The 19,672-nt window shown below is 55.1% G+C and carries 13 protein-coding genes; 7 read left to right on the top strand and 6 right to left on the bottom strand.

The genetic code is table 11. From position 1 onward, the window contains the following. Nucleotides 1-477: 477 nt before the first annotated feature. The 3 genes from ACMWLG_RS14025 (at nucleotide 478) to ACMWLG_RS14015 (ending at nucleotide 4,661) form a co-directional block, all read left to right on the top strand. Entirely contained in the window at nucleotides 478-1,410 is a 933-nt protein-coding gene (locus ACMWLG_RS14025; RefSeq protein WP_100245694.1) for a TIGR01212 family radical SAM protein, read from the top strand. A gap of 362 nt (nucleotides 1,411-1,772) precedes the next feature. Beyond that, nucleotides 1,773-3,941: an effector protein Tle3 domain-containing protein gene (locus tag ACMWLG_RS14020; RefSeq protein WP_045403569.1), complete on the top strand. Its 2,169-nt coding sequence runs from the start codon at nucleotides 1,773-1,775 to the stop codon at nucleotides 3,939-3,941. Between the two features lie 72 nt (nucleotides 3,942-4,013). Beyond that, a complete protein-coding gene (locus ACMWLG_RS14015) occupies nucleotides 4,014-4,661 on the top strand; it encodes a hypothetical protein (RefSeq protein WP_032668272.1) in 648 nt (215 codons plus the stop codon). Nucleotides 4,662-4,745: 84 nt separating this feature from the next. Here ACMWLG_RS14015 and ACMWLG_RS14010 read toward each other — a convergent pair whose 3' ends face one another. Continuing rightward, nucleotides 4,746-6,248 (bottom strand): helicase HerA-like C-terminal domain-containing protein, encoded by a 1,503-nt coding sequence (locus tag ACMWLG_RS14010; protein WP_023309371.1) that lies wholly within the window; start codon nucleotides 6,246-6,248, stop codon nucleotides 4,746-4,748. A 138-nt stretch (nucleotides 6,249-6,386) separates the two neighbouring features. On the opposite strand from ACMWLG_RS14010, the gene ACMWLG_RS14005 reads away from it, so the two are divergent. Continuing rightward, nucleotides 6,387-8,027 carry a dihydroxyacetone kinase subunit DhaK gene (locus ACMWLG_RS14005; protein ID WP_045403566.1) on the top strand — a complete coding sequence of 547 codons (1,641 nt, stop codon included), beginning with the start codon at nucleotides 6,387-6,389 and terminating at the stop codon, nucleotides 8,025-8,027. Between the two features lie 43 nt (nucleotides 8,028-8,070). On the opposite strand, the gene ahr is transcribed toward ACMWLG_RS14005, so the two are convergent. From ahr to pepA, 5 genes are all read right to left on the bottom strand, one after another. Then, nucleotides 8,071-9,090: an NADPH-dependent aldehyde reductase Ahr gene (gene ahr / locus ACMWLG_RS14000; protein ID WP_045403564.1), complete on the bottom strand. Its 1,020-nt coding sequence runs from the start codon at nucleotides 9,088-9,090 to the stop codon at nucleotides 8,071-8,073. An 83-nt stretch (nucleotides 9,091-9,173) separates the two neighbouring features. After that, the gene (locus ACMWLG_RS13995) at nucleotides 9,174-9,677 is read right to left on the bottom strand and encodes a GNAT family N-acetyltransferase (RefSeq protein WP_045403561.1); all 504 of its coding nucleotides are present in this window, start codon (nucleotides 9,675-9,677) and stop codon (nucleotides 9,174-9,176) included. 123 nt (nucleotides 9,678-9,800) lie between these two features. After that, the gene (locus ACMWLG_RS13990) at nucleotides 9,801-12,656 is read right to left on the bottom strand and encodes a valine--tRNA ligase (RefSeq protein WP_045403558.1); all 2,856 of its coding nucleotides are present in this window, start codon (nucleotides 12,654-12,656) and stop codon (nucleotides 9,801-9,803) included. Then, entirely contained in the window at nucleotides 12,656-13,099 is a 444-nt protein-coding gene (gene holC / locus ACMWLG_RS13985; protein WP_008502815.1) for a DNA polymerase III subunit chi, read from the bottom strand. Before holC ends, ACMWLG_RS13990 begins: the two co-directional genes overlap by 1 nt. A gap of 85 nt (nucleotides 13,100-13,184) precedes the next feature. After that, the gene (pepA, locus tag ACMWLG_RS13980) at nucleotides 13,185-14,696 is read right to left on the bottom strand and encodes a leucyl aminopeptidase (protein WP_045403555.1); all 1,512 of its coding nucleotides are present in this window, start codon (nucleotides 14,694-14,696) and stop codon (nucleotides 13,185-13,187) included. Between the two features lie 266 nt (nucleotides 14,697-14,962). On the opposite strand from pepA, the gene lptF reads away from it, so the two are divergent. The 3 genes from lptF to arcB all read left to right on the top strand — a co-directional run bounded on the left by lptF (nucleotide 14,963) and on the right by arcB (nucleotide 19,614). Beyond that, on the top strand, nucleotides 14,963-16,063 hold the full coding sequence (lptF, locus tag ACMWLG_RS13975; RefSeq protein ID WP_024906345.1) for an LPS export ABC transporter permease LptF: 1,101 nt from the start codon (nucleotides 14,963-14,965) through the stop codon (nucleotides 16,061-16,063). Beyond that, nucleotides 16,063-17,145 (top strand): LPS export ABC transporter permease LptG, encoded by a 1,083-nt coding sequence (lptG, locus tag ACMWLG_RS13970; RefSeq protein WP_023309364.1) that lies wholly within the window; start codon nucleotides 16,063-16,065, stop codon nucleotides 17,143-17,145. The genes lptF and lptG overlap by 1 nt, the downstream gene beginning before the upstream one ends. A gap of 135 nt (nucleotides 17,146-17,280) precedes the next feature. After that, nucleotides 17,281-19,614 carry an aerobic respiration two-component sensor histidine kinase ArcB gene (gene arcB / locus ACMWLG_RS13965; protein ID WP_023309363.1) on the top strand — a complete coding sequence of 778 codons (2,334 nt, stop codon included), beginning with the start codon at nucleotides 17,281-17,283 and terminating at the stop codon, nucleotides 19,612-19,614. The last annotated feature ends 58 nt before the right edge of the window (nucleotides 19,615-19,672 follow it).

Below are 19,672 nucleotides of genomic sequence, written 5' to 3'. Positions count from 1 at the left end.
CCAGAAAGCTTCCAGCGGATTTCCAACTTATCGGGAATTGGTACACAGGTCAAATGGCAATCTTATTTATACAAAAATGTGCTAAAGAGAGTTTATGTCTTTGAAATTAAATGTCATTTAACTATTTTTACATTGATTGTATGCCCTGGCAGGACGCAGCGGAGTGTGATCTGACTCACTATATGAAAGCGGTATTATCAATGTAGCGTGCTGAATAGCCGTTTTATAGCAGAATAATAATCTGGCAATGGCTGCAAACCCGCATAAACCCACTGTTTTTCAGTGGTGGCGCTATAAATGAAAAAAACAATCAGAACATAAGGAAAAGTAATCACGGGTAGCGTGAATGAAATTGCAGTAATCCTGAGTATTTATTCATATAGATAAAAGCCGTCCAGGGCGATTGATCCAGGTCATCGCCGACAGAGGCTAAAAGTGGCAGGCTTGTCCCCTTTCTCCGGGACGGTCTATCAGATTATGCAGTTACAGAAATTAGTCAATATGTTTGGTGGGGATCTTTTGCAGCGGTACGGGCAAAAGGTTCATAAGCTGACGCTGCACGGCGGGTTTAGCTGCCCGAATCGCGACGGCACCATCGGGCGCGGCGGCTGCACCTTCTGTAACGTTGCGTCCTTTGCTGACGAGGCCCAGCGGCATAAATCTATCGCTGAACAGCTTGCCCATCAGGCCAGCCTGGTGAACCGCGCGAAGCAGTATCTGGCCTATTTTCAGGCCTACACCAGCACGTGGGCGGAAGTGCAGGTGCTGCGCTCTATGTATCAGCAGGCCGTCAGCCAGGCTAACATCGTTGGGCTGTGCGTGGGCACGCGCCCGGACTGCGTACCGGACGCGGTGCTGGACCTGCTCAGCGAGTACAAAGAGCAAGGCTACGAGATCTGGCTGGAGCTGGGCCTGCAGACCGCGCACGACAAAACCCTGCACCGTATTAACCGTGGCCATGATTTCGCCTGCTACCAGCGCACCACTCGCCTGGCCCGCGAGCGCGGGCTGAAGGTCTGCTCGCACCTGATTGTCGGCTTGCCGGGTGAAGGGCAGCAGCACGGCCTGGAGACGCTGGAAAAGGTGCTTGAGACCGGCGTGGACGGCATTAAGCTGCACCCGCTGCATATCGTTACGGGAAGCATTATGGCGAAAGCCTGGGCAGCCGGGCGGTTAAGCGGTATTGAGCTTGAGGACTATACGGTGACGGCGGGGGAGATGATTCGCCACACCCCGCCGGAAATTGTCTACCACCGCATCTCGGCCAGCGCCCGCCGTCCAACGCTTCTGGCACCGCTATGGTGTGAGAACCGCTGGACGGGGATGGTGGAAATCGACCGCTACCTGCAGGAGAACGGCGTGCAGGGGGCGGCGCTGGGAATGCCTTGGGTTCCAATTTCTGACCGTTAGCGTTTTGCTATAAATAATTTGAATAGTATTAATGAAAACTTATCAATATAAATGAATCCCGTTATTTGTTTATTTGATGAGTTTTATTTATTTAAGTCGCTATGGTTCTTATTCTTTTCAGTTGTGGGTAGTCGTCAGACTATTAATATCGCAGTAAATCCGTTTTCTCTTTTCTGTGAGTTATTCACTGGATGAATAATCCGAGTTTCTGTGGTGCTTATTGATATTTTATTTTGTATTTAAATGCCTTCCTTACAGGCGTAATGTCTTACATCGCCACTCTTAAAAAGGATATTCCGTATGGAAGGTAATTTATGTTGTTTTAGCTGTCTCAGCGGTATTCATTATCTGGAGATACGTTGATGACAGGTGTAAGAATAAGTCCGTATTGTCCACGCGTTATATCTGAAAACGATATTCCTGTTCACAAAAGTTTGGGCCTGGTAGCCCAGACCCGTAAAGTCGGCGTTCCGCGCCCGATGCCATGCATTGTGATTCTGGTGCACGGTGTGAACGATGTTGGGGAAGCTTATCAGAATCAGGAAAAAGGGATTATTTCCGGGTTAAGCAAGCGGTTGAACCGTTCAGACCTGTATGCGCACGAGTGGAAAGATTTCATCATGTCCCACAACGAAGAGGCGCAAAAGAAAATCTGTGAGCCTGGACGTTCTCCCATTATCCCCTTTTACTGGGGCTATAAGCCGGTTACGCATGAGGAGTGGCGCGCTGACCAGAAGCGTTATCGGGACGAAGTCGGAAAGCTGGGCAGCGACGCCCACATCCCTTACGACGCCTACCAGGAAGATGACGAAACCAAGAAGGCCGCGCTGGGTAATGACAGTAAAGGGGCGTTTGCATTTCAGAACGACTGCTTTAAAAATGCGCTCGATATCAATTTTGCCAAAGGTGGTGGCACGTTTGCCAATGCAACCACCAATATACCGGACATGCTTGGCCCGGGGGCCGGTGGCGTTGCCGTCGCTGCCACCGGTTTTATGACGTTGCATGCAAATGGCGGCGATTTCACCCACCCCATCTTTCCCAACCCGCACCGCATCTATCAGTTTTTTGCCGCTCAGCGGCTGGCGGATTTGATTATTCAAATCCGAAAAGAGCCAGTTACAGAGAACGATGTGATTAACATCGTGGCGCACAGCCAGGGCACTATCATTACAATGCTGGCTAATATGCTGGTGAAGCAGGCTGGTTATGATCCCGTTAACTGCACCATTCTGACCCACTCCCCGTATTCGCTGGAAGAGCGACTATTAGAAAATGCCCAGTCTGGTCATCACCAGACCAGCGCTGCCCGTCAGCAGACATTCAGCAATTTCTGTGCCCTGATGGCAACGCAGTACAAAGGTGGCGAGGTGACTGAGGCAGACATGCTGGCGATGGAGGCCGCTTGCACATTACGAAAACCGTCAGATAACCCATTACGGCAGGATGCTCGGTTCCGACGGGATAATAACGGCAAGGTGTATAATTATTTCTGCCCGAATGACGGAACGGTATCCCTGAAAAACATTCAGGGCATTGGCTGGCGCGGTATCCCGCAAAACATCGCCTGTCATATTCCAAACCTGTATCAGCGGGTCTTTTACCAGCATGGTCATGTCGGTTTCCCGCCAGACAAAACGTGCTTCGAACTGCCCGCAATACAGAAAGGGGATGCGAAATACAGTTCTGTTACGAACGCGATTTACTCTGCTCGTGATGTTGTCATCAATGGCGAAGAATTACCTGAGCCATTTGTATTTGAATTACAGGGTGAGAAAAACCGAAAAGACAACGACCCGAAAACCTGCGATATACCCTATGAAGCTTATATCGATCCAGAAAGTCCCGACGCCTATATTTCGTATTCCGCGAAAGCCCATGCCCTGAGCAGAACAGCCTCAGGCATGTTTCCTATGGATAAATATTATTACCCAACGATGAAGCCAGGCCATTCGCTGACCCCTGACGAGCTGCAAGAGATGACAGTTGAGCGGAAGCACAAAGTGATTCAGGGAGTTGTGTCGGGCGTCGATACGTTCAGAAACCTGACGCTGGTTTGGCTGAAAAACCGCGATGAGCTGGAAGATGAATGGAAGAAAGCTGATCCCGTTGGGTACAGCCAGCACTCCTCCATTGTGATGAGCGAGTATGCACCTTCCCAGGCCATGGCCTTTGATTTAGCCATCGGGCAATGCAAATCTTTTGATTATAAGGCTGGCCGTTTTTGGGAGGATCTTTTGCATCGCGCGGACTGGCGGGATCCGTTGAATAAGAATTTTCAGGCTAAAGAATATTACCGAACAGGAAAACTGGATGATTCTACGACCAAATTTTTTATGAATAAACCTGACGCAATATTACCGAAAGATGAATTTGGGGTAGTGAATAATTATGCTGGTGTCCGACCCCATAAACGCAACAGGATGGAAATTGAATATGGCATTGTTAAGCCTGTTAAGTTCGAAGAAAAAATTATTCTGCAATGGGAAATGCCACGAGCGTTAAATATAAGCCAAATTAACGAAAAGTAGGTATATCACGTGAGCCGGAAATTTTTCATCTTATGGTTAGTATTAGTTATCGGTATCGTGACCATCTGGGCGATGAATCAGCCCTCCGCAGATACCAGTCCTACGCAAATTGTGTACCGTTTTGATGGCCACCGCTACCTAGAGTTGAAAGGCTGGAATTGTGCAGGTGAAATCTGGTATGTCGATACGAAACGGGGGATTCGAACTCAACCCGTAAGCCAGTTTTATCGTATTTTTACCAAAAAATTTATTCATCCTTCAGAACGTTATATTGCGCTGCCAACCTGGGATTCAGCCGGCTCGATTGTGTCTAAAGACTATGGGAAGACATGGTATCCTTCATCGTTCCCGCCCACTGAAAACGAACCTAATGGCGATTCCTCGCCACCCTACGATGCCCTGATATCTTTCACCGTCGTAAACGATCAGGGATTCTTGCAAACCAAACACCGACTATATATGTCATCCAAACCCTATGATGACCCCCGTCTGGCAACAGGGGGGCCGGGGATAACCTATGAAGCTGAGGACGGCTCTGTGCATCATATTAAACCACGCTCTCCGGGAGCGGCATGGGGCATGGTCTACATGACCAAAGAAGGGCTCCAGGGGAGTATTGAGCAATTTAAAATCAACTGGCAAGGACAGCCAGACAAAGTACCAGAAGTGAAAAACTACACCGGCTGGGATCATATGCGCTGCGATATGGATAAGCACTGAGGCGTTTGAATACCTTCCCAAACGGGGGAGGTATTCAAAAAGGCGAATCTCAGGTAAGTATAGGACAGTTTTACTTTATCCCCGCTACCGGCGACGGCCGCCTAACAGACTTCCCAGCATGCCGCGCACTATCTGATTGGTGACCTGCCGCGCCGCGCTTTTCGCCATGGTCTGCACCACGCCGTCGCGCTTGCCGCCGCGCGGCCCGGTGCTGCCGAACAGAATGTCTTTGAGCCCACCGAGAATGCCGTCATCAACGGCGACAGATTGCCCTTTAGCGGCAGGCGCATCCTGCGATTCCGTTGTCGCCTGGACCCCTTTTTGCAGCATCTCGAACGCGGACTCGCGATCCACCTCGTCTTCGTATTTCCCATAAACCGGAGAGTGGTTAATCAGGCCGTTGCGCTCATCGTCGGTAACCGGCCCCATGCGCGAGCAGGGCGCGATCACCATGGCGCGTTCTACCACAGACGGGCTGCCCTTCGCATCCAGGAACGAGATCAGCGCTTCACCGGTGCCTAGCGCCTGAATCGCCGCTTCGGTATCAAAGGCAGGATTAGCGCGCATGGTCTGCGCGGCGGCTTTCACCGCTTTCTGATCCTTCGGCGTAAAGGCGCGCAGGGCGTGCTGCACGCGGTTACCGAGCTGGCCGAGCACGTTATCCGGGATGTCCGACGGGTTTTGTGAAACAAACCAGACGCCAACGCCTTTGGAGCGGATCAGGCGAATGACCTGTTCAATCTTATCCAGCAATACCTGCGGCGCATCGTTAAACAGAAGGTGCGCTTCGTCGAAGAAGAAGACCAGCTTCGGTTTTTCCAGGTCGCCCGCTTCGGGTAACTGTTCGTAGAGCTCAGAGAGCATCCACAGCAGGCTGGCGGCGTAGAGCTTTGGCATCTGGTAGAGCTTCTCGGAGCTCAGAATGTTGATGATGCCTTTGCCGCTGCTGTCGGTGCGCATCCAGTCTTTGATATCCAGCATCGGCTCGCCGAAGAAGTGTTCGGCACCCTGTTGCTCCAGGGTCAGCAACCCGCGCTGAATGGCGCCCACCGAGGCGCTGCTGATATTGCCGTACTGGTTCTGGAAGGATTTGGCGTTATCGCCGATGTACTGCGTAATGGCGCGCAGATCTTTGAAATCAAGCAGCAACAGCCCCTGATCGTCGGCAATGCGGAAGATAATATTCAGCACGCCGGACTGCACGTCGTTGAGGTTAAGCAGACGGGCCAGCAGAAGCGGGCCGAGGTCGGAGACGGTAGCGCGCACCGGGTGGCCTTTCTCACCAAAGATATCCCACACTACCACCGGATTGTTATGCGGCGTCCAGTCCGTGATGCCAATATTCTTCAGCCGTTCGAGCAGTTTCTCAGAGGCCGTACCTTCCTGAGCCACACCGGTTAAATCGCCTTTCACGTCAGCCATAAAGACCGGTACGCCAATCTCCGAAAGCGACTCAGCCAGCTTTTGCAGGGTGACGGTTTTGCCTGTCCCGGTCGCTCCGGTGATCAGACCGTGGCGGTTCGCCATCGCGGGCAGTAAATACAGCTCTTTTTCCAGCGTCCGGGCAATTAACAATGGTGTACTCATGATGCGCTTCCTCTCTTAGTCCTGGGTGGAGTATAGGCAACCTGACCGCAATTTGGTTGAGTAAATTCCTGACTTTGCGGCGCATTATCCAGCGCGGACTATGCTTTTGCATACGGTTCACAAAAATAGTGGGAAACGATGTCCAGATTCTTCTTTAACGATCGCAAACAGCTGGTCAACGATGCCATTGAAGGCATACTGCTTTCTGCGCCACACGCAAATCTCGTCAAACTTGATATCGATCCGGCCATCAGGATCGTCGCACGCGGCGACTGGGACAAAAGCCGCGTGGCGGTGATCTCCGGCGGCGGCTCAGGCCACGAACCCGCGCACGCCGGGTTTGTCGGCAAAGGGATGCTGACGGCGGCAGTGTGTGGCGATCTGTTTGCCTCGCCGAGCGTGGATGCGGTGCTGAATGCCATTGTGGCGGTCACGGGCGATCGAGGCTGTCTGCTGATTGTCAAAAACTACACCGGCGATCGCCTGAACTTTGGCCTCGCGGCAGAAAAGGCCAAACGCTACGGTCTTAAGGTGGAGATGGCGATCGTGGCGGACGATATCGCGCTGCCGGATAACAAACAGCCGCGCGGTATTGCCGGTACGGCACTGGTGCACAAGATTGCGGGCTATGCGGCGGAGCACGGGAAATCGTTGAGTGAGGTACGGGATATTGCGCAACAGGCCTGCGATAACCTCTGGAGTCTGGGCGTTGCGATGCAAACGTGCAACCTGCCAGGCAGCGACGAGGAAGAGGGGCGCATTAAGCAGGGCCATGTCGAGCTGGGGCTGGGCATTCACGGCGAGCCCGGTGCTTCCGTCGTTGATACGCAGAACAGCAAAGCCATTATCGACACGCTGGTGACGCCGTTACGCGCGCAGGCGGGAGAGGGGCGGTTTGCGGTATTGATTAACAATCTCGGCGGCGTATCGGCGCTGGAGATGGCGCTGCTGACCAAAGAGCTGGCGCATTCGGCGCTGAAAGAGGAGATCGCGTACCTGATAGGCCCCGCACCGCTGGTGAGCGCGCTGGACATGAAGGGCTTTTCGCTCACGCTGCTGAAGCTCAACGACTTCTTTGAAAAGGCGATTCACGCCGAGGTCGAAACGCTGGGCTGGCAGAAGCCCGTGGCGTTTGCGCCACTGCGCACCGTGGCGCATACCGCCATTCACGATCGCGTGGAATACACTCCGTCGGACAATCTGCGGGTGGCTGAATATGTTTCCTCGGTGACGAAAACGCTGCTCCAGCTGGAAAACCGACTGAACGCGCTGGATGCCAAAGTGGGCGACGGCGATACCGGCTCCACTTTTGCGCAAGGGGCGCGGGATATTGCGCAGCGTCTGGAGGATCGCAAGCTCCCGCTTGATAACGTATCGACGCTGCTGTTGCTGGTGGGCGAGCGGCTGGCTACGGTGATGGGCGGATCGAGCGGGGTGCTGATGTCGATCTTCTTCACCGCGGCCGGGCAAAAGCTTCACGATGGTCAGCCGCTGCCCGAGGCATTGCTCAGCGGGCTGGCGCAGATGAAGCAGTACGGTGGGGCAGATCTCGGCGATCGTACACTGATCGACGCGCTGCAACCGGCGCTGGAGGCGTTGCTGAAGGGAGATATCGAGGCAGCGGCGAAGGCAGCACAGCACGGTGCCGAAGCAACGGCGAAAATGGCGAAAGCCGGCGCGGGACGCTCGTCGTATGTCAATAAAGAGAATCTGGATGGGGTAATGGATCCGGGAGCGGTCGCGATAGCGGAAGTATTTAACGTATTGGCACAGCAGTGAAAGTAGGCCGGGTAAGGCGAAGCCGCCACCCGGCAAACTCACATCAGAAATCCGCTTTCAGCACCACGCGGTAGCGAGCTTTACCGTCGCGCACGTGCTGGATCGCTTCGTTGATCTTCGACATCGGATAAAGTTCGGTGGTCGGCGCCACTTTGGTGCGCCCGGCGAATTTCATCAGTTTGCGCAGCTCGTACGGCGTACCGGTAGCAGAACCGGATATGCTGCGATCCCCACCGATCAGGGTAAACGCCGGAACCGGCAGCGGCTTCATCACCGCACCCACGGTGTGGAAGTTACCGCCGTAGGCCAGCGCTTCAAAGTACGGCTGCCAGTCGAGATCCACGTTAACGGTGTTGATGATCAGATCAAACTGGCCCGCCAGCGCGTTCAGCGCCTGCGGATCGCGGCTATTCACCACTTTATCCGCCCCCATAGCCAGTACTTCTTTCTCTTTCGCCGGGTTCGAGCTGAACGCCGTGACTTCACAGCCCATCGCGTGCAGCAGCTTGATGGCGATATGGCCCAGTCCGCCAATACCGATGACGCCCACGCGGCTGGTGGCGGTGATATGGTGCATCAGCAGGGGCTTGAAGACGGTGATACCGCCGCACAGCAGCGGACCGGCGGATTCGATATCAATGCTCTCCGGCAGCGGGATCACCCATTGCCAGTCGGCGCGCAGCTTATCGGCAAAACCGCCTTTGTTCAGGATGGTAGGAACGGCGCCTTCGAGGCAGTTGATCTGATTTCCGCTGATACAGGCGTCGCAGTGACCACAGCTGCGTGCCGTCCAGCCAATGCCCACACGCTGGCCCACTTTCAGCCCTTTGTCCTGCGCGGCGCTACCGAGCGCCACGACGCGGCCAATGACTTCGTGTCCGGCAACCAGCGGATAGCTGGAGAAGCCCCATTCGTTGTCGATCATCGAGAGATCCGAGTGGCAGATCCCGCAGTAATCAACCTGTACTTCGACGTCTTCTGCTTTTAGTTCGCCCGCATCGTACTCGTACAGCTCAAGTTCTGCACCCGCCTGCGGTGCGGCGTAGCTTTTTATCTTCGACATCGTGTTTCCCCCGTTGTGGTGTGAACTGAGAGTGTAGAGCATTCAGTTTACAGCCGCTTAACAGAAGAGGGCAGGAACGAAAGTTACAGACTTTTCAGCATTCTGACTTCGCAGTCAACGTGACCGGTACAGCCCAGGGGCGCATCGATATGCTCAAAGCCCAGATGTTCATACAGGCCGATGGCCTCTTTGAGGAACGCGGTCGTTTCAAGGTAGCAGCGGGTGAAGCCCTGCTTGCGCGCATGATCCAGAGCAATCAGCGCCAGCTTTTTCGCCAGTCCTTGCCCGCGCGCCGTTGGCAGGAAATACATTTTCTGCAGCTCGCAGATATCCGGCTCGCTGCAGCTGAGGGGCGCCACGCCGCCGCCTCCGACAACCTGGCCGTTCTGCTCGATTACCCAGTAGGCGTGCCCTGGCTGGCTGTAGAGCTGGTAAAGCGCGTCCAGGTTCGGGTCGGCAACCGTGTAGCCTTTGTCAGCCGTCAGGCCATATTCGGCAGAAACGGTGCGGATAACGGCGGCGATAGCCGGGTTATCCTGCTCAGCGATCCGGCGCATCGTCGTCGCGACGGGGGTAATCACGCTCATAGCATTACTCATTACAAAAATTGACACATAACTGCTGTTAATAGCACCGCAGAAAGGGGAGTGCAAGCGAGGAGTTTTCAGGAAGGATACCCCTTACGCTCTGAAGCGTAAGGGGTAAAAGCATTACAGGGCAGCGATAACCGCCTGCTGCTCAATCAGCTTGGTCTTCGCATCGGCGAAGGCAACCAGACGCTCACGCTCTTTCGCGATGACCGCTTCCGGCGCGCGGGCGACAAAGCCTTCGTTCGCCAGCTTGCTTTCGATTTTGCCAATTTCCACGTCGACTTTCGCCACTTCTTTCGCCAGACGAGCCAGCTCGGCGTCTTTGTCGATCAGACCCGCCATCGGGATCAGCAGCTCGGCGCCGTCGATGATTTTGGTCACGGAAACCGGACCTTTGTCATCCGCAGGCAGCACGGTGATGCTTTCCAGACGCGCCATGGTTTTCAGGAAGGTGTTGTTCTCTGTGACGCGACGAACGGCAGCTTCGCTGCAGCCACGAAGCAGCAGCTCCAGCGGTTTGCCAGGGGCAATGTTCATTTCAGCACGGATGTTACGTACCGCAACGATCGCCTGCTTCAGCCACTCGGTATCCGCTGATGCCGCTTCATCCACTTTCGCCGCATCGAATTCCGGGAACGGTTGCAGCATGATGGTATCTGCGTTGATGCCAGCAATCACCTTCACGCGCTGCCAGATGGTCTCGGTGATGAATGGAATAACCGGGTGCGCCAGGCGCAGCAGGCCTTCCAGAACGGTAATCAGCGTGTTGCGCGTGCCCCGCAGTTCCGCTTCAGTGCCGCCGTTCATGACCGGCTTCGCCAGCTCCAGATACCAGTCGCAGAACTGGTTCCAGGTGAATTCATACAGGATGCCCGCCGCGATGTCGAAGCGGTAGCTGTCCAGCGCCTCGCGGAACGCTTTTACCGTCTGGTTGAATTCCGCCAGGATCCAGCGGTCAGCCAGAGACAGCGTCATTTCGCCGCCGTTGAAGCCACAATCCTGATCTTCGGTGTTCATCAGCACGAAGCGGCTGGCGTTCCACAGCTTGTTACAGAAGTTACGGTAACCTTCCAGACGCTTCATGTCCCAGTTGATGTCACGGCCGGTAGAGGCCAGCGCCGCCAGGGTGAAGCGCAGGGCGTCGGTACCGTGAGCCTCAATCCCGTTCGGGAACTGCTTCTCGGTGCGCTTGCGGATTTTCTCCGCCAGCTGCGGCTGCATCATGTTGCCGGTACGTTTTTCCAGCAGCTCTTCCAGAGAGATACCGTCAACCATGTCCAGCGGGTCAATAACGTTCCCCTTGGACTTGGACATCTTCTGGCCTTCGTCGTCGCGGATCAGACCGGTCATGTAAACGGTATGGAACGGAACCTGCGGCTTGCCGTCTTCGTCTTTGATGAAGTGCATGGTCATCATGATCATGCGGGCAATCCAGAAGAAGATGATGTCGAAACCGGACACCATCACGCTGGTTGGATGGAACTGACGCAGCGCGTCGGTGTTCTCTGGCCAGCCGAGGGTGGAGAAGGTCCACAGCGCGGAGGAGAACCAGGTGTCCAGAACGTCTTCGTCCTGACGCAGCGCAACGTCCGCGCTCAGGTTGTTTTCCTGACGCACTTCATCTTCGCTGCGACCAACGTAGACGTTGCCTTCGTTGTCGTACCATGCCGGGATACGGTGACCCCACCACAGCTGACGAGAGATACACCAGTCCTGAATATCGCGCATCCAGGAGAAGTACATGTTTTCGTACTGCTTCGGCACGAACTGAATGCTGCCGTTCTCAACCGCTTCAACAGCCGGTTTCGCCAGCACGTCGGCACGCACGTACCACTGGTCGGTCAGCATTGGCTCGATTACCACGCCACCACGGTCGCCGTACGGCACGGTCAGGTCGTGAGGCTTGATCTCTTCCAGCAGGCCCAGTGCGTCAACGGCAGCCACGATCGCTTTACGCGCGGCAAAACGTTCCAGCTTCTGGAATTCCGCCGGGATGTCGCTGGAATAAACGTCGGATTCGTTGCCTTTGGTGTCGTACACTTCTGCGTTTTCGCGGATATCGCCGTCGAAGGTCAGGATGTTGATCATCGGCAGGGCGTGACGACGGCCGACTTCATAGTCGTTGAAGTCGTGTGCAGGGGTGATTTTTACGCAGCCGGTGCCTTTTTCCATGTCGGCGTGTTCGTCGCCCACAATCGGAATACGGCGGTTTACCAGCGGCAGCACCACGAATTTGCCGATCAGATCTTTATAACGCGGATCTTCCGGGTTAACGGCTACGCCGGTATCGCCCAGCAGGGTTTCCGGACGGGTCGTTGCGACCACCAGGTAATCTTTACCGTCGGCGGTTTTTGCGCCATCGGCCAGCGGATAGCGGATGTGCCACATGGAGCCTTTAGACTCGCGGTTTTCCACTTCCAGGTCAGAGATGGCGGTGCGCAGTTTTGGATCCCAGTTTACCAGGCGTTTGCCGCGGTAAATCAGGTCTTCTTTGTACAGGCGGACGAAAACTTCTTTAACGGCGTTGGACAAGCCTTCGTCCATGGTGAAGCGCTCGCGCTCCCAGTCTACGGAGTTGCCGAGACGGCGCATCTGACGGGTAATTGTGCCGCCGGATTCCGCCTTCCACTGCCAGATTTTGTCGATGAACGCGTCGCGACCGTAGTCGTGGCGGGTTTTTCCTTCTTCAGCGGCAATTTTACGCTCAACTACCATCTGGGTCGCGATACCCGCGTGGTCAGTCCCCGCCTGCCACAGGGTGTTTTTACCCTGCATGCGCTGGTAGCGGATCATGGTGTCCATGATGGTCTGCTGGAAAGCATGACCCATATGCAAACTGCCGGTGACGTTCGGCGGCGGGATCATGATGCAGAAGGACTCTTTGCTTTCGTCGCCGTTAGGCTTGAAATAGCCCTGCTGTTCCCAGTGCTCGTAAAGCGGCTGTTCGATATCGCGTGGGTTATATGTCTTTTCCATTATTTCCAGGTTGCCGTATTCAGGTTAAAACCAGCCAGGCGGTACGCTTTATAGCGTTCGCGCGCCAGTTGTTTCAAAGATTCTTCGTAAGGGACAAAGTCTACCACTTCTGTGAAAGCGGTGGCAAAATCTGCAAAATCTATCCGCAGGCTAATCAGAATATCGCGCGCGCTGCTGTTGCGCTTTTGCGGCCAGGCAATTTCAACCGGTGCACCGCCGCGCGGGCCTTCGCCCGACAGGTTATGCGGCACAAAACTCTCCGGCGGGCGCGCCCACAGCGCTTCATCCAGGCGAATCGCCTGCTGTTCATCTTCACAGGCGATCAGAACGCGTTTACCTGCGCGCCAACGTTCTGCGGCAATTTCACACACCAGCTGTTCTACGGCGCTGAGGCCATCCTGATGGGTGTCGTTGTCCAGAAGGTAGAACGTTGCATTCTTCATATATGGGGCTTCTTGTGCTCACTTTAAATGCTTAAGCCGGGCGGCGGCTTCGCCTTACCCGGCCTACGGTTTACTGCCGTTTGACTTACTCGTCGCCGTTAAAACCCGCACGATTGAGCAGGAACTGCGACAGCAGCGCCACTGGACGACCGGTTGCGCCTTTAGCTTTACCGGAGCGCCATGAGGTGCCCGCGATATCCAGGTGCGCCCAGTTGTACTTGCGGGTGAAGCGTGCCAGGAAGCAGCCCGCGGTGATCGCCCCGCCAGGACGTCCGCCAATGTTCGCCATATCCGCAAAGTTAGACTCCAGCTGATCCTGATATTCGTCACCCAGCGGCAGACGCCATGCGCGGTCCCCAGCCTGCTCTGAGGCACCAATAAGCTCATGCGCCAGCGGATTGTGGTTCGACATCAGGCCGGTGATGTGGTGGCCCAGCGCAATCACACAGGCTCCGGTGAGGGTAGCGACGTCAATCACCGCTTCCGGCTCGAAGCGCTCAACGTAGGTCAGCACGTCACACAGCACCAGACGGCCTTCGGCGTCGGTGTTCAGCACTTCAACGGTCTGGCCGGACATGGTGGTCAGAACGTCACCCGGACGATAGGCGCGCCCGCCAGGCATGTTTTCGCAGCCCGCCAGAACGCCGATCACGTTGATAGGCAGCTGCAGTTCCGCGACCATGCGCATCACGCCGTAAACCGCCGCCGCACCGCACATGTCGTACTTCATCTCATCCATGCCTTCGGCAGGCTTGATGGAGATACCGCCGGAGTCGAAGGTCAGGCCTTTACCGACGAGCACAATCGGGCGCGCGTCTTCGGACGGGTTGCCTTTGTACTCGATGACGGACATCAGGGATTCGTTCTGCGAGCCGTTACCGACCGCCAGGTAAGAGTGCATCCCCAGCTCTTTCATCTGCTGTTCGCCGATGACGCGGGTAATGACGTTTTTGCTGTAGGCGTCGGCCAGCTGACGCGCCTGAGAGGCCAGGTACGCCGCGTTACAGATGTTAGGCGGCATGTTGCCGAGATCTTTGGCCGCTTTAATGCCGGCCGCGATCGCCAGACCGTGCTGGATCGCGCGTTCGCCGCTGGTCAGCTCGCGACGGGTTGGCACGTTAAAGACCATTTTACGCAGTGGACGACGCGGCTCGCTTTTATTGGTCTTCAGCTGATCGAAGCTGTACAGGCTCTCTTTTGCCGTTTCAACCGCCTGACGCACTTTCCAGTAGGTGTTACGTCCTTTAACGTGCAGTTCCGTCAGGAAGCAGACGGCTTCCATTGAGCCGGTATCATTCAGCGTATTGATTGTTTTCTGAATCACCTGCTTATACTGACGTTCATCCAGCTCGCGTTCTTTGCCGCAGCCAATCAGCAGAATACGTTCTGACAGTACGTTCGGAACATGGTGCAGTAACAGCGTCTGCCCAGGTTTGCCTTCCAGTTCGCCACGGCGCAGCAGGGCGCTAATATAGCCGTCACTGATTTTATCGAGTTGCTCGGCGATCGGGGAGAGTCGGCGTGGTTCAAAGACGCCCACAACGATGCAGGCACTCCGCTGTTTCTCCGGGCTACCGCTTTTTACACTGAACTCCATGCACTACGCTCCTGAATCTTAAAGACAACGGCGGCAGCTACGGATAGAATTGAAACCTTTCGTAACTCATGTCCGCTGTTGTGGTGACTTCGTGTTAATCTTACGTTACTACGGTTTCGACACGTCAGAAAAAGTCCTGAAGCGTGAATCCGCCGGATGTTTTAATCTTAGCGATGATTTCGACGACTCAAGAGAATAAATGACGTTTAAGCCATGAAACAAGCGATTTTCCAGCAAAGAGACGGGTTTTTACGGGCGTATTTAAAGTGATAATCATAAGATATCTGGTGCGGGAGACGCTCAAAAGCCAACTGGCGATCCTCTTCATCCTGCTGCTGATTTTTTTCTGTCAGAAGCTGGTTAAGATCCTCGGTGCGGCCGTTGACGGCGAAATTCCAACTAATCTGGTGCTTTCCCTGCTTGGTTTAGGGATCCCGGAAATGGCGCAGCTCATCCTGCCGCTAAGTCTTTTCCTTGGCCTGCTCATGACGCTTGGGAAACTCTACACCGAGAGTGAAATCACGGTGATGCATGCCTGTGGCCTGAGCAAAGCGGTACTGGTGAAAGCAGCCATGATACTGGCGCTGTTCACGGGTATTGTCGCAGCGGTGAATGTGATGTGGGCGGGGCCCATGTCTTCCCGTCATCAGGACGAAGTGCTGGCCGAAGCGAAAGCCAACCCCGGCATGGCAGCCTTAGCTCAGGGTCAGTTCCAGCAGGCGACCGACGGCAACTCCGTGCTGTTTATTGAGAGCGTTGACGGCAGTAAATTCAACGACGTATTCCTGGCGCAGTTACGTCCCAAAGGTAACGCGCGTCCTTCCGTGGTGGTTGCAGACTCCGGTCAGCTTGCTCAGCGCAAAGATGGTTCTCAGATCGTGACGCTGAACAAAGGCACCCGTTTCGAAGGCACCGCGATGCTGCGCGACTTCCGTATTACGGATTTCCAGAACTATCAGGCCATTATCGGCCATCAGGCGGTGGCGCTCGATCCAACGGATACCGAGCAAATGGACATGCGTACCCTGTGGAATACCGATACCGACAGAGCGCGCGCTGAGTTCCACTGGCGTATTACGCTTGTCTTCACCGTGTTTATGATGGCGCTGATTGTCGTTCCGCTGAGCGTGGTGAACCCGCGCCAGGGACGCGTGCTCTCTATGCTGCCGGCGATGCTGCTTTACCTGATCTATTTCCTGCTGCAAACCTCGATTCGTTCTAACGGCGCGAAGGGTAAGCTGGACCCTATGGTCTGGACATGGTTCGTCAACAGCCTGTACATCTTACTGGCGCTGGGATTAAACCTGTGGGATACGGTGCCTGTGCGCCGCATACGTGCCCGATTCTCGCGTAAAGGAGCCATCTAATGCAGGCGTTTGGCGTTCTTGATCGCTATATCGGTAAAACCATTTTTACCACCATCATGATGACGTTGTTCATGCTGGTGTCGCTCTCCGGCATTATCAAATTTGTCGATCAGCTGAAAAAAGCCGGGCAGGGGAGCTATGACGCGATGGGCGCGGGGATGTATACCCTGCTCAGCGTGCCGAAAGATGTGCAGATTTTCTTCCCGATGGCGGCCCTGCTGGGCGCGCTGCTGGGGCTAGGAATGCTGGCGCAGCGCAGCGAGCTGGTCGTTATGCAGGCCTCGGGCTTTACCCGCATGCAGGTTGCGCTGTCGGTCATGAAAACCGCGATCCCACTGGTGCTGTTGACCATGGCGATTGGCGAATGGGTCGCGCCGCAGGGCGAACAGATGGCGCGTAACTACCGTGCGCAGGCCATGTATGGCGGCTCGCTGCTCTCGACTCAACAAGGTTTATGGGCGAAAGACGGTAAAAATTTCGTCTACATCGAACGGGTGAAGGGGAATGATGAACTGGGTGGGGTGAGCATCTATGCTTTCGATGACCAGCGCCGTCTGGAGTCAGTCCGCCACGCCTCTTCGGCGAAATTTGACGCCGAACATAAACTGTGGCGTTTGTCCCAGGTCGATGAGTCTGACCTGACCGATCCGAAACAGATCGCCGGTTCTCAGACTGTAACCGGTACGTGGAAGACCAACCTGACGCCCGATAAGCTCGGTGTTGTTGCGCTGGACCCTGACGCGCTCTCCATCAGCGGTTTGCACAACTATGTGAAATACCTGAAGTCGAGCGGGCAGGATGCGGGACGTTATCAGCTCAACATGTGGAGCAAGATCTTCCAGCCGATGTCCGTGGCGGTGATGATGCTGATGGCGCTGTCGTTTATCTTCGGTCCGTTACGCAGCGTGCCGATGGGCGTGCGCGTCGTGACCGGTATCAGCTTCGGCTTTGTGTTCTACGTGCTCGATCAGATCTTCGGTCCGCTGACGCTGGTTTATGGCATTCCGCCGATAATAGGTGCGCTGCTGCCAAGCGCAAGTTTCCTCCTGATCAGCCTCTGGCTGCTGTTGAAACGCTCCTGATCGACCTCTCCTCGCTTCCGGTTAACCGGGAGCGAGGCTAATCTCCTGTTTCACCCCGCACTTTTTCTCACAACCTTCAACGCCTCGCCCTGAATTTGAGTATTATTGAGCGATAAAGTCGTGAAGGGATCTTCTATGAAGCAAATTCGAATGCTTGCCCAGTATTACGTCGACCTGATGATGAAGCTTGGGCTGGTGCGTTTCTCCATGCTGCTTGCGCTGGCGCTGGTCGTTCTGGCCATTGTCGTGCAAATGGCCGTCACCATGGTTCTGCATGGTCAGGTCGAGAGTATCGACGTTATCCGCTCCATCTTCTTTGGCTTGCTCATTACTCCCTGGGCGGTCTATTTCCTTTCCGTGGTGGTTGAACAGCTGGAAGAGTCCCGTCAGCGTCTGTCAAAACTGGTCGATAAACTGGAAGAGATGCGCGAGCGCGACCTGAAGCTCAACGTCCAGCTTAAAGACAACATTGCGCAGCTGAATCAGGAGATTTCAGATCGTGAGAAGGCGGAAGCCGAGCGTCAGGCCACGCTGGAGCAGCTGAAAATCGAAATGAAAGAGCGCGAGGTCACGCAGATCCAGCTTGAGCAGCAATCCTCTTTCCTGCGGTCGTTCCTCGATGCTTCGCCGGATCTGGTGTTTTACCGTAATGAAGATAAAGAGTTTTCCGGCTGTAACCGGGCGATGGAGTTGCTCACCGGGAAAAGCGAGAAGCAGCTGATTAACCTGAAGCCGCAGGACGTTTACTCTGAAGAAGCGGCGGCCAAGGTCATGGAGACGGACGAAAAAGTATTCCGCCATAACGTCTCGCTGACCTATGAACAGTGGCTGGATTACCCGGACGGACGCAAAGCCTGTTTTGAGATCCGTAAGGTGCCCTACTATGACCGCGTGGGGAAACGCCACGGCCTGATGGGCTTTGGCCGCGATATCACCGAGCGTAAGCGCTACCAGGATGCCCTGGAGCGCGCCAGCCGTGATAAGACGACCTTTATCTCCACTATCAGCCACGAGCTGCGTACGCCGCTTAATGGCATTGTCGGGCTGAGCCGTATTCTGCTGGATACCGACCTGACCGCAGAGCAGGAGAAATACCTCAAGACTATCCATGTCTCAGCGGTCACGCTGGGTAATATCTTCAACGATATTATTGATATGGATAAGATGGAGCGCCGTAAAGTTCAGCTTGATAATCAGCCTGTTGATTTCACCAGCTTCCTTGCCGACCTCGAAAACCTGTCCGGCCTGCAGGCGCAGCAGAAGGGACTGAGCTTTGTCATGGAGCCAACCCTGCCGCTGCCGCATAAAGTGGTGACTGACGGCACGCGTCTGCGCCAGATCCTGTGGAACCTTATCAGCAACGCGGTGAAATTTACCCAGAAGGGGCAGGTGGCGGTGCGCATCCGCTATGACGAAGGCGACATGCTGCACTTCGAGGTGGAGGACTCCGGGATAGGTATTCCGCAGGAGGAGCAGGACAAAATTTTCGCGATGTACTATCAGGTGAAGGACAGCAACGGCGGGAAACCGGCGACCGGAACGGGCATTGGCCTGGCGGTCTCTAAACGGCTGGCGAAGAGTATGGGTGGCGATATCACCGTTGCCAGCCAGCCGGGTAAAGGGTCAACCTTCACGCTGACGGTCCATGCGCCGGCGGTGGCGGAAGAGGTTGAAGACACCTTTGAAAACGACGACATGCCGCTGCCCGCGCTGCACGTCCTGCTGGTGGAAGATATTGAGCTGAACGTGATTGTGGCGCGCTCGGTGCTGGAAAAACTGGGCAACAGCGTGGATGTCGCGATGACCGGTAAGGCCGCGCTGGAGATGTTTAAACCGGGCGAATACGATCTTGTTCTGCTGGATATTCAGCTGCCGGATATGACCGGGCTGGATATTTCGCGAGAGCTGACGCGTCAGTACGCGGCCGACGAACTGCCGCCGCTGGTGGCGCTGACGGCGAACGTGCTGAAAGATAAAAAAGAGTATCTCGATGCCGGTATGGACGATGTACTCAGCAAGCCGCTGGCGGTGCCTGCTCTGACCGCCATGATCAAGAAGTTCTGGGATACCCATGATGAAGAGGAGAGCACCATGACGTCTGTTGATAGCGCAAAAGCCCAAACGATACTCGATACCGCGATGCTGGAGCAGTACATCGATCTGGTCGGCCCGAAACTGATTACCGATGGTCTGGCGGTGTTCGAAAAAATGATGCCGGGCTATCTGAGCGTGCTGGAATCAAACCTGACCGCCCGGGACCAGAAGGGCATTGTCGAAGAAGGACATAAAATTAAAGGTGCGGCCGGCTCGGTCGGCTTACGCCATCTGCAGCAGCTGGGTCAACAGATTCAGTCGCCTGATTTACCTGCATGGGAAGATAACGTGGGTGATTGGGTTGAAGAGATGAAACAAGAGTGGCAAAACGATGTGGCGGTGCTTAAAGCCTGGGTCGACGCCAGAAAAAAATGACCCCGGCTTAACCGGGGTGCGCGAATACTGCGCCAACACCAGGGAAATCGTGGCTGCG

Origin of the sequence: Enterobacter sp. 01-M-02-SI-ECC, assembly GCF_047530595.1 — a bacterium.
Classification (GTDB): Bacteria; Pseudomonadota; Gammaproteobacteria; order Enterobacterales; family Enterobacteriaceae; genus Enterobacter; species Enterobacter cloacae_M.
This window is presented reverse-complemented; position numbering and strand designations above follow the sequence as displayed.

Coding starts and splice junctions, on each gene's coding strand:
- ACMWLG_RS14010 (WP_023309371.1), bottom strand. CDS start 6,248: ATGAGTACACCATTGTTAATTGCCCGGACGCTGGAAAAAGAGCTGTAT.
- ACMWLG_RS14005 (WP_045403566.1), top strand. CDS start 6,387: ATGTCCAGATTCTTCTTTAACGATCGCAAACAGCTGGTCAACGATGCC.
- pepA (WP_045403555.1), bottom strand. CDS start 14,696: ATGGAGTTCAGTGTAAAAAGCGGTAGCCCGGAGAAACAGCGGAGTGCC.
- holC (WP_008502815.1), bottom strand. CDS start 13,099: ATGAAGAATGCAACGTTCTACCTTCTGGACAACGACACCCATCAGGAT.
- ACMWLG_RS14025 (WP_100245694.1), top strand. CDS start 478: ATGCAGTTACAGAAATTAGTCAATATGTTTGGTGGGGATCTTTTGCAG.
- ahr (WP_045403564.1), bottom strand. CDS start 9,090: ATGTCGAAGATAAAAAGCTACGCCGCACCGCAGGCGGGTGCAGAACTT.
- arcB (WP_023309363.1), top strand. CDS start 17,281: ATGAAGCAAATTCGAATGCTTGCCCAGTATTACGTCGACCTGATGATG.
- ACMWLG_RS14020 (WP_045403569.1), top strand. CDS start 1,773: ATGACAGGTGTAAGAATAAGTCCGTATTGTCCACGCGTTATATCTGAA.
- ACMWLG_RS14015 (WP_032668272.1), top strand. CDS start 4,014: ATGAATCAGCCCTCCGCAGATACCAGTCCTACGCAAATTGTGTACCGT.
- ACMWLG_RS13990 (WP_045403558.1), bottom strand. CDS start 12,656: ATGGAAAAGACATATAACCCACGCGATATCGAACAGCCGCTTTACGAG.
- lptG (WP_023309364.1), top strand. CDS start 16,063: ATGCAGGCGTTTGGCGTTCTTGATCGCTATATCGGTAAAACCATTTTT.
- ACMWLG_RS13995 (WP_045403561.1), bottom strand. CDS start 9,677: ATGAGCGTGATTACCCCCGTCGCGACGACGATGCGCCGGATCGCTGAG.